The organism is Clostridium sp. Cult2, from assembly GCF_021655075.1.
Taxonomy (GTDB): Bacteria; Bacillota; Clostridia; order Tissierellales; family Tepidimicrobiaceae; genus Schnuerera.
Genome location: NZ_PPXX01000117.1, coordinates 25,481 through 35,394, shown reverse-complemented (window position 1 = coordinate 35,394; position 9,914 = coordinate 25,481). Strand labels below are relative to the sequence as shown.

Sequence of the window (9,914 nt, the reverse complement as noted above, 5' to 3'; positions counted from 1 at the left end):
TTTAGGATGTGATGTAGTAAAACAACATCACACACTTACACAGATTATAATGGGATTGCTGAACAATGGGTTTGAGCTTAAAGTTGTAGAGGAAGCAGAACCGCCTAAAGAGATGATGGATATTCCGGGTATGGAAGATGAACTTCGCCGCCCGATGATGTTACTTGTAAAGGCGATAGCGAAAAAATAATATCTCTATTAGGAAAACTGATATACCCCAATTTAGAGAATGGCATAGTAATTCCTAGTGATAAAGAGAAAATGATTGCACTGGCAAATAAATACATTGAAAAAGAAAATGTAGATGCACTCATTCTCGCCTGTACGGAGCTGCCACTTGCCATAAAGCCCGAAGATGTTAATGTGCCAATCGTGAATACAACCCAAGTACATATCAATGCAATTTACCAATATGCAATTCGATAAAAATAGCAAAGCCAGCCGAGCCAGTCAACGGTCAAGATGAACGGCGCATTTCATGCGCCGCCGTTGACAGCCCCGCCCGTCTTTGCTAAAGGGTAATCAAGGCGGGAAAGCCCTAAAATGGCTTCACACCTATTTCAATAATTGGAGGAGATAAAAATGAGATCAGAAAAGGAAGTTTATGATATTGTTTTGAATTTTGCAAAAACAGACAAACGCATTCGCATGGTTACTTTGGAAGGATCTAGAACAAATACAAATATTCCGCCTGATGATTTTCAGGATTTTGATATTACTTTTTTTGTTACGGATATGGACAGCTTCACAAGTGATGATAAATGGCTAGATATATTTGGTGAAAGGTTGATTCTGCAAAAGCCGGAAGATATGGAATTATTTCCAGCTGTAGAAAAGGGATTTTCATATTTAATGCTGTTTACTGATGATGTTAAGATAGATTTAACTTTGCTGCCGCTGGAACTGATAGACGAGTATTTTACATGGGATAAACTGGTAAAGTTACTGTTGGATAAAGACAACCGTATCGTAAAGCCGCCAATACCAACGGATATAGACTACCACTTGCAGAAGCCTACTCAAAGAATGTTTGACGATTGCTGTAATGAATTTTGGAATACTACAACATATGTAGTAAAGGGCTTATGCCGCAAAGAAATTCTTTTTGCTATTGACCATATGAATGATATAGTACGAAAAGAATTGCTTCGCATGATTTCCTGGCTGATTGGTATCAAACAGGGATTTCATTTCAGTTTGGGAAAAAACTATAAATTTATGAAGCAATATGTCCCAGAGGAATTGTGGGAACGACTTATGTCCACTTATAATATGGATTCCTATCCCCATATGTGGGAATCCTTTGAACAATGTATGGCATTGTTCCGGGAGGTTTCGTCAGAAGTGGCATGCCAGTTGGATTACCAGTATCCACTATATGATGAAAAAATCAGTAATTATGTGATTCGGCAAAAGAAAAAATATGGCATTGAAGATGATAACAAATAAAATTTTTTCAATCGAAAAAATTTATTTTGATTATTCAATTTTGAAAAACTGAATACCTCAAAATCAGAAAGAGCGCGGACAAGCACTTTGAGGGATTGGCCGCCTTGTCCACCCATCCAGCGGGGCGGCGGGCGGCGGTCAAGGCCGGGTGCAAACCCGTTCATTTCAGCCTTGACGGTTGCCTGCTGTCCTGCTACTTTTCCGGGAGTGTGGCCACACTTCGGGACACTTTGTCCACAAGTCGGAGCGAAGGACGAGGGACGGGGGCTTTCATATACCTGCCGCCGTTCTCTGAAAACAGGCCGATTTTTTGCTCATTCCCATTCGCAAAAATTCAGCCTGTTTTCCTGCCGGAGCAAACGGGGTGCAAGAAGCACCGCACCCCGTTTCCTCTGTCAGCCACGCCAGCAGGTATAACACACTACACTTTGCAAGCAAAGTCGTGTGCCAAAGGGGGCACCCCTTTGGAAACCCTAGACAACAAAACAGGCGGTATGCTGCCCTCTCCGGGAGCATACCGCCGTTTGTTGTCAGCAGCCCGTTTCACGGTCTGCGTGTAGTTCCTTGTAAACTGACCTAATAATCTTTGTAAATATTCTTCCATCTGATTACTGCTTTTTTCAATATAGTTACAGTAATTTTTCTGTTCATCTGTGACATCAGTTTCCTTTAGTAAACCTACATTTCCCTTTACTATAGTAAGGGGCGCCCTTACATCATGGGCGAGAGCAGATATTTGTTCTTTCTTTTTCTGTTCAAAATTCCACTGTTCTTCTAAAGCAGTCTTTAAAGAATTCTTCATCATATCAATACCTTGAAGAACCAGATTTATCTCCCCTATATTACTTACACCTACATCAAAGTCTAAATTATGTTCTTCTATTTTCTCTACAGTATTCAAGAGATTTCTTAACTCGCTATTTATCCTTTTAGCTAATCTATTCGACCATAGAATAATCAATATAAATAATTGAAACAAAAATGAAAATATAATTGTTAATTCTGCATTAGGCAAAGTTTTTCTCAATCCATCATTTGTAAACTGCATACTTAAAGGATAGCTAATAATCAATACTTCTTCTTCCCTCTCAATACTAATAATATAGTCTGATAGTCCAATTGTATTTTTCCCCTTCCTATAGTTATCCCAACTATCATCTATATATTTAACAGAAAAATTACCATATAAAAAATCTCCTGCTTCTGAATAGACCCCAAAATTACACATTGGTGTCAATAAATCCATATTTACCTTAGGTGAATTTTTTAGTTCATCATAGTTTTTTTGAATTATTCTTTCAGAATAATTTGCTGGGTATACTCCAATTGAAGCTATCCCAAATACTAAATAATTCACTAACATTAGGGTTGTAATAAATACTCCAAGATATAAAATATATTTTATAAATATTGTACGAAGACTTTTGCTTTTACTTCTTCTTAATCCCATTTGTAACCTACTCCCCAAACTGTCTTGATTGGTTCTATGCTAAATTGTATAAACTTGGCTCTAATGTTTTTTATATGCTCAGCTATTACATTTAAATTGCTTTCCTTTTCAAAGCCAAAAACGGATTCAAAAATTTGTTCCCTTGAAAAAACTTGACCTCTATTAAGGGCTAAATACTCACTTATTTCATATTCACTTTTAGTTAGAGATACCCTATTATCTAATACGAAACATTCTTTACTTGATAGCAAGAATTTAACATCACCTATATTTATATAGTTTATCTTTTCCCTTTCTTCTCTTCTAATATGGGCATCTACCCTTGCACGAAGTTCCTGAACTCCAAAGGGTTTAGTTAAGTAATCATCTGCACCTAATCCTAGCCCCCTAATTATATCTGCTTCGTCTGATTTTGCTGTAAGAAATAAAATAGGTGAATCTACCTGTATCCTTATCTTAGAACATAAGCTAAATCCATCAATTTCAGGCATCATTACATCTAGAATTATTAAATGATAGAAACTTAAATCTTCAGAAAGAACCTTTTCGGGTTTATCTATTTTTTTAATAAAATGATTGCTTTTACTTAATATGTTTTCAATCAAATCTAGAATAGCTTTATCATCATCCACTACTAAAATATTGGCCATTTAATACCCCCTACTCTTCGGTTCTATTTCCTTCCCAGTTTTTAAACCATACTAACATAATTACAAATGATATAAAAGTTAAAACTATAGATATAATAATTCCTAGTTTTAAATCTTGGTCTAGCAATATGTCTTCAGCACTTTGATACTTCATAAGCAATGATGAAGTAAACCTAATACTCCATGAACTTGGAAGAAAAGGCCATCTGCCATCCCCCATTCCTGTTAAAAATAAGGCTGCTACAAGAGATTCAGCAATACCCACTCCAATAGAAACTGCCTTAGAAAATCTAAAACTTAAAAATAAATGTAGTATATATAAGAATATATTGGACCCTATTAGAATTGCCACAATAGCCAGGTTTATATAAATAGGATAGATATTACTATCTATAAAAGAATAACCTATATAAAAACCAACAACTGCCAATATAGTACTTAAACTTCCAAATAATAAACATAAGGTAAATTTACTCATTATACTTAAATTCTTTGTCTCTGAAGCAATTAAAATATTTTTAAAGCCCCCTGCTATATATTCTTGCTCTGCTACTATTGAAGTGATTATTCCTATTAACATTGGAAATGTTATGCTTAAAACTTGTAAATAAGCTGATATCTTGCTAAAACTAGTCCAAGGTGTATAAGAATAATAGCTTAAAAATATGATTAACCCTAATATAGGGATATACAGGTGCATCCATGGAATTTGGGTAGATTTAAATTTTATTATATCAGCTTTTATAAGCTTTTTAAATTCTATCATTTAATTCACCTCTTTTTTTCCGAACCATATTGTAGTAAGAATAGCCAATATCAGAAAGATAATAATACTGATTAAAGTACTGCCTAATACCCCAGTTCTATTTGGCATTGAGTTGATTTCTGGAGCTGGAAGGCCATTTGGTAGAATACCTAAAATTGGAACCATTAGAGCGGATGATGTCCCATAAGGTAAGATCTTTAAAATTAAATTTATTCCAGATCCATAGCTTATAATTCCGAAAATTGTCATTCCTAGATTAAAAATAACAGCAAGGAAAATGTTGAACTTAGCAGTTAAAAACATAATGATAGGAATATTAAATAAAAATGTAAAAATTAATACAATAGTTCCTAATATATTTGCTCTTAAAGGAATAGTAGAGCCACATATTAAAGCAAATACCTCTGCTCCTAACATAAATATCAAGTTGGTAAATACTAACAAAATACTAATGTATAGTATCTTTCCTATCCATATCCTCTCTTTACTTTGAGGATACAAAAGCATCCCCTTATAGGAAAGGTTTTTCTCCTTTGTAATTGTTTGGGCAGATATAAGAGCTAACATTCCTGGAAGGAACATAGCATACCACCAGTTATATGCACCATTTTGACCTCCTCCCCATAAGGCAGATAATATAAGAGAAAAAAATGGTGTTATTAGGATAAATTTATTTGTTGATGTTCTTTTGTTTTTTAAGAATTCTGATTTTACTATATCAATCATTAATTTTCACCCCTGTTTCTTTTTATAATTTCTTTAAACAAATATTCAAGATCATCTTCCTTGCTTAACTCTCCGTCATAGCCAATAATACCATTGGATATGATTCCCACCTTATCAGCCACTTGTGCTACTTCTGATAAAATATGGCTAGATAAAATCACTGTAATTCCCATGGCAGGAAATGAACGAATTAATTCCCTTAATTCTTCTATTCCTATTGGATCAAGTCCATTAGTAGGCTCATCCAGAATAAGCAGTTTGGGATTATTTATAATAGCCATTCCAAGTCCTAATCTTTGTTTCATCCCCATGGAAAAATTCCTTACTTTCTTTTTTTCAGCCTGCCTAAGACCTATAATGTCAAGTACTTCTTCTACTCTCTCCTTTGGCAGTCCATAAAGAGTAGAGGCAGCCTTCAAGTTTTCTCTTGCAGTTAAATTTGGATAAATTGCTGGTTCTTCAATTAATGCTCCTATATCTTTTAAGTCCTTTCTTGTCCACAGATGGTCTTCAAATAATATTTCTCCAGAGGATGGTTTCATTATCCCTGTAATCATTTTTAATATGGTTGACTTTCCAGCACCATTTGGTCCAAGTAGTCCATATACAGAATTCTTCCTAATTGATATAGAAACATTATTAACAGCTACTTGACTCCTAAATTTTTTAGTTAATCCCTTTACTTCTAAAATATAATCTGACATTCCCTTACCTCCTAAATTAATCTTATATTTAATCTATAATTAAAGTATACAAGGTAATTATAAGGAATTTATAAGGATTTATAAAAATAGTTTTTTAGAAGTTTGTCTGGCTATGGAAATCCTAATCCGATGGATAAATAGCCTTATGGATCTAAGTCTAGGTAATCGGGTAAGAGATAAATAATTAATTTATTTACCGACCTCCCACACCCCAGGTAAGAACAACAACCTTCATCCCATGTAACCGTCACATTTACTGTGTATAGTTCGGGTAGTATTGGACTTTGTTTTGTATCGTAAACTCGTCCACTCTAAATCAGCCTGATGTGATTTCTGTTCGTCGGTTCGGGATTTTGCTTCCAGTTTCCTTCAGATTCCACGTCGCCGTGGACACCCTTGCTCTTAGCTAACGGTTCCTACTACCAAGCCCGTAGTGGACTTTCACAACCAAGTTGTTGCCCATACTGGGCATACAATCAAAAAACTGCGTCCCAATAGGGACGCAGTTAAAGTAGATATGTGGTTCTAACCTAATCAATATATGTTATAGAAGTTCATTAGGAAGTTCATCTTGTAACCTTCTACCAAAAGCACGATAATACCCTGAGTCATCTTTATCAACTTCGTATTTCGTTATCCAATTTTTATCCTTGAAAATTTCTAATATCCGTTCATTGACATTGTTAACTACAAATTTGGGTCGACCCAAATCAAACAATCTTACATAATCCTTCAAATTCAATTTATCTAGATAAATGATTGCTTGTCTTTTGTCAAAAGTCGGAAGAATAATAATGAAAAATTCCACTTTATCTTCATAAGTAAGCCTTGTATCTGCGAGTAGTTTTTCAAATAACTGCATAGAAAATGGATATGATTCAGAGAAAATCACTTGTTTTTGTCGAACTGTTAGATTTTCAATTTCTATTTTCATAGGACTATTCTCATGTAAATACGCAGTAAGCAGTTTAGGTATATCATTTTCTTCCAAATTATTGTTAAGTATATAAATCTTTACCGTATTAGAGTAATCAGTATCTATAATTGATATAGCTTCATCTGTAAATTTAAGAAGATTAATTTTATTTTCATCGCTAGTATCTAAAGAAAGCACATCTACCATTTCATTAAAATCAAAGGTCTCCCCAGAGATAACATCATTCACATATGAATCAATATTCTTTTTTATAAAGTGAAGTGTATTGGTTGGATATTCATCCCTAATAAATAACAAAGAGTCTTGTGACATTCTTATGGTTTCTAAATCAATTAGAATATCTATTTTCTCATTTGAAATCCCCTCGGTTTTGAATGAATCATAATATCGCCTAAGCGACCTCATTATTTCTCTATATTTTTCATTGTTTAAATCGTTACATACAATTGCAACCTTGAAAAAACTAGATGAAGCATCTTTACCAAAATCATTGATTGAATCAGAAAAATCCAAATGATTATCTTGGCTATTTACAAATTCAACTAAAATGTCGTCTAAGTTTTTTTCACTATTAAAGAAATATTCGAGAATATTATTCTCCGAATATACGACTAGGTTATTTTGAAGTAATAATGACCAAGTATCCTTATCTGAAACTTTTTCGAGTAAAGTTATTGGTGTTTTTAGAACTTTAATATATTCAAGTTTATTTTCAAGAGTAATCTCATCATTATTTAACATAGATAACACAACCGATTCATCGTCTACAATACTTCCTTCACAATGATTAATTATTATTTCTATATAGTAATTAATATTTCCATTAATATATTGTGCCAATGGCGATTCTGGCAATGATAAAATCAATGTATAGTTTTTATGATTGAAATCTTCACTTTCTTCTATACCATAGAAGGTTTTGAGCATCAAAGTAATATGCCCGAAAGTGATTTGGTATAATCTGTTTTCATAAACTGCTATAAATAAGTCTTTATTTGCTATGTCATAATTAATTGATTTGAAACATATATTAATTAGCTTAAATCCTTTTATAAGTTTATCAATATTAGGATTTTCAATATCCAAGTAATTAGAATTATCAGAGATATAGTCGGTTAGGGATTTTTCATTGTTTACCATATTTATAATATCTTGAGAGTAATAAAGTGTATATATGGAATATAACTTAACTTGAGATTCAGTAAAAACACCATTGCTTAAAATTTCAGAAAAGAAATTTTGCCATTGATTATTGAGTTTAAATACTAATTGCTGGATTTCTCTTTCGGAAATAAAAAAGCCTTGAATAAATTTGAAATTCTTCGTATTCTTTAACTGCAGCAAAAACCTATGAAGTTGCATATCATATTCAGGAGTTGTCAGCAGAAAACAAAATAAATCAAAATTAAGAATTTCTTCCTCATCAAAACTCACATCACTCAATCTATCAATTACCATTCGAGGACTTTTTAGTTCATATGTATATTCTTTCGCCTTTTTATCGCTAACACTTCTTAAAAATGTTTTATCAATACGACTTAAGCTATTTTCATAGAAATAGGTCATGTAATCTGCATAACTCTCATCAATATAACCGTTGCGGATAAGATATTTAATTAAATCAAAATAAGGGGTTTCCTTTATCTCATTAAAATCTCTTTCCACCCCTATTTCATTTATATATGTAGTTTTAAAAATATTATCAATGTTGTTTCGTGAGATAATATTGCATAACTTTTTATTTTTAAGCATCTCTAGCTCTTCCTGAAGATTAAAAATATCCTGCTTGATTCTTTCGATATTTTCTACTTCCTTATTTTTAACAGCTTCCTTACGTTCATCCCATTCCTCGTTTAATATTTCTTTTTCTTTATGCCGATAATATCCAAGTTCTTCAATCTTTTTACTGTATACCATAGAAAGCTCTTCATCAGAACACAAAATTTCTTTTTGAGCTTTATCAATTTTTTCATTTAAGGTATCTATCTTTTTATTTATATTATTTTTTTCATCGCTAATAAACCCTTCTTTTTTTGCGAAAAGGGTATATATAAATCCTTTATTTAATTGCAAGTCACTAAAATCTCTTGGGAAGATATTTTTATAAATTATGAGAGCCAGAAGTTTATTATAATCTTGTTCCGTAGTATTGATTCTGTTATTATAGACCACAAACTCGTTATAAATATTTTTGAGTATACGCATATCATCAACATACAAAGAAACATCTTGCAAAAAATTCTGTTTAAATAATTCAAAAATCCCCCCTGCCTTAAAATGTGCAATGAACTGATCGTATGAGTTAGAACTATCAATAACAGGGACAACTGGCATTATATAATCAAAAAATTTCGTTCTATCCTTAGAAATGAATATATCATCACGCAAAAGATAAAAAAATCTTAGAGGATTTTTATTTTCCTTTTTTAATTGATTATTTACAAGAGTATTGACCTCCCTCAACCTTTGAAATATTTGGTTTACATTATATCTATCCATATCTTCAAAAACTATGACATCTGCATCCGAATTTTCAAAAAGATATAAGACTTCATTTAAATATTTATCAAAATAGGAGTCCTCATTTTCTTCAAAAATTTCTATTTCGTTACCTTGTAGACTGATTTTCTTTAAGATATTTTTATTTTTTTGGATTTTTATAATTTTACCCCAAATAACACCAAACAGTATAAAAAGGATAGTTCCGCTAAAAATTCGTGTTTCACTATAGGCTGTTAGTAACAGTATATTTTTAAGCCAGATAAACCAATTAATAGAAATGCTATTTACAAAAGCTTGCCAAGAATTAAACATTGTCAGATGCAATATCATAACAATAGTAATCATTATTAGAACTACATTTTGAATAATTTTTTTATTGTCGAGTTGTCTTTTAATCTTAAAATTCGTTTGAGGAATTTTATCAGAATTAATTTGATGAATCAGTTGATTAAGGATCTTACCCTCTAAAACAGATTCTTTTATTTCTGCTTCTTCATCTTCTTTTTCCATTGGTGACTTAAAATGTGCAAGGGAAATATGTAAAAACTTAATATTACTATGTTTCTTTTTATATGTTTCAAGAACACTACTCTTTCCAGCACTATATGCACCCGAAATAGCAATGTTTTTAACATCATCATTTTTAAAAATAAAGTCTAAGGCATGATCATAAATATTTAATTCTACATCATTTATTGGAGTAAGTTTTTGAAAATTATATTTATCCATA

At 32.1% G+C, this 9,914-nt stretch carries 8 protein-coding genes and 1 pseudogene; 3 read left to right on the top strand and 6 right to left on the bottom strand.

What is annotated here, in order from left to right; genetic code table 11:
• From C3E90_RS12920 to C3E90_RS12915, 3 genes and pseudogenes are all read left to right on the top strand, one after another.
• A pseudogene (locus C3E90_RS12920) lies at window positions 1-190 on the top strand (SAM-dependent methyltransferase); the annotation flags it as partial.
• Window positions 187-426: an aspartate/glutamate racemase family protein gene (locus C3E90_RS13545; RefSeq protein ID WP_071585656.1), complete on the top strand. Its 240-nt coding sequence runs from the start codon at window positions 187-189 to the stop codon at window positions 424-426. The pseudogene C3E90_RS12920 and the gene C3E90_RS13545, both read left to right, overlap by 4 nt.
• Window positions 427-582: 156 nt before the next feature.
• On the top strand, window positions 583-1,449 hold the full coding sequence (locus C3E90_RS12915; protein ID WP_001255868.1) for an aminoglycoside 6-adenylyltransferase AadE: 867 nt from the start codon (window positions 583-585) through the stop codon (window positions 1,447-1,449).
• 421 nt (window positions 1,450-1,870) lie between these two features.
• Here C3E90_RS12915 and C3E90_RS12910 read toward each other — a convergent pair whose 3' ends face one another.
• The 6 genes from C3E90_RS12910 to C3E90_RS12885 form a co-directional block, all read right to left on the bottom strand.
• On the bottom strand, window positions 1,871-2,899 hold the full coding sequence (locus tag C3E90_RS12910; protein WP_236916077.1) for a histidine kinase dimerization/phospho-acceptor domain-containing protein: 1,029 nt from the start codon (window positions 2,897-2,899) through the stop codon (window positions 1,871-1,873).
• Entirely contained in the window at window positions 2,890-3,549 is a 660-nt protein-coding gene (locus C3E90_RS12905; RefSeq protein ID WP_018579536.1) for a response regulator transcription factor, read from the bottom strand. The genes C3E90_RS12910 and C3E90_RS12905 overlap by 10 nt, the downstream gene beginning before the upstream one ends.
• A 10-nt stretch (window positions 3,550-3,559) precedes the next feature.
• Window positions 3,560-4,315: a lantibiotic immunity ABC transporter MutG family permease subunit gene (locus C3E90_RS12900; RefSeq protein WP_018579537.1), complete on the bottom strand. Its 756-nt coding sequence runs from the start codon at window positions 4,313-4,315 to the stop codon at window positions 3,560-3,562.
• Window positions 4,316-5,041, bottom strand: a complete 726-nt coding sequence (locus tag C3E90_RS12895) for a lantibiotic immunity ABC transporter MutE/EpiE family permease subunit (RefSeq protein ID WP_018579538.1) — start codon at window positions 5,039-5,041, stop codon at window positions 4,316-4,318.
• Window positions 5,041-5,745 (bottom strand): lantibiotic protection ABC transporter ATP-binding protein, encoded by a 705-nt coding sequence (locus tag C3E90_RS12890; protein ID WP_018579539.1) that lies wholly within the window; start codon window positions 5,743-5,745, stop codon window positions 5,041-5,043. The genes C3E90_RS12895 and C3E90_RS12890 overlap by 1 nt, the downstream gene beginning before the upstream one ends.
• Before the next feature lie 544 nt (window positions 5,746-6,289).
• Window positions 6,290-9,913, bottom strand: coding sequence for a YobI family P-loop NTPase (locus tag C3E90_RS12885; RefSeq protein WP_018579540.1), 3,624 nt, complete (start codon window positions 9,911-9,913; stop codon window positions 6,290-6,292).
• Window position 9,914 lies beyond the last annotated feature (1 nt).

Bases quoted from the DNA above. Each gene is read 5' to 3' on its own strand.
- C3E90_RS12915 (WP_001255868.1), top strand. From the start codon at position 583: ATGAGATCAGAAAAGGAAGTTTATGATATTGTTTTGAATTTTGCAAAA.
- C3E90_RS12910 (WP_236916077.1), bottom strand. From the start codon at position 2,899: ATGGGATTAAGAAGAAGTAAAAGCAAAAGTCTTCGTACAATATTTATA.
- C3E90_RS12905 (WP_018579536.1), bottom strand. From the start codon at position 3,549: ATGGCCAATATTTTAGTAGTGGATGATGATAAAGCTATTCTAGATTTG.
- C3E90_RS12900 (WP_018579537.1), bottom strand. From the start codon at position 4,315: ATGATAGAATTTAAAAAGCTTATAAAAGCTGATATAATAAAATTTAAA.
- C3E90_RS12895 (WP_018579538.1), bottom strand. From the start codon at position 5,041: ATGATTGATATAGTAAAATCAGAATTCTTAAAAAACAAAAGAACATCA.
- C3E90_RS12890 (WP_018579539.1), bottom strand. From the start codon at position 5,745: ATGTCAGATTATATTTTAGAAGTAAAGGGATTAACTAAAAAATTTAGG.
- C3E90_RS12885 (WP_018579540.1), bottom strand. From the start codon at position 9,913: ATGGATAAATATAATTTTCAAAAACTTACTCCAATAAATGATGTAGAA.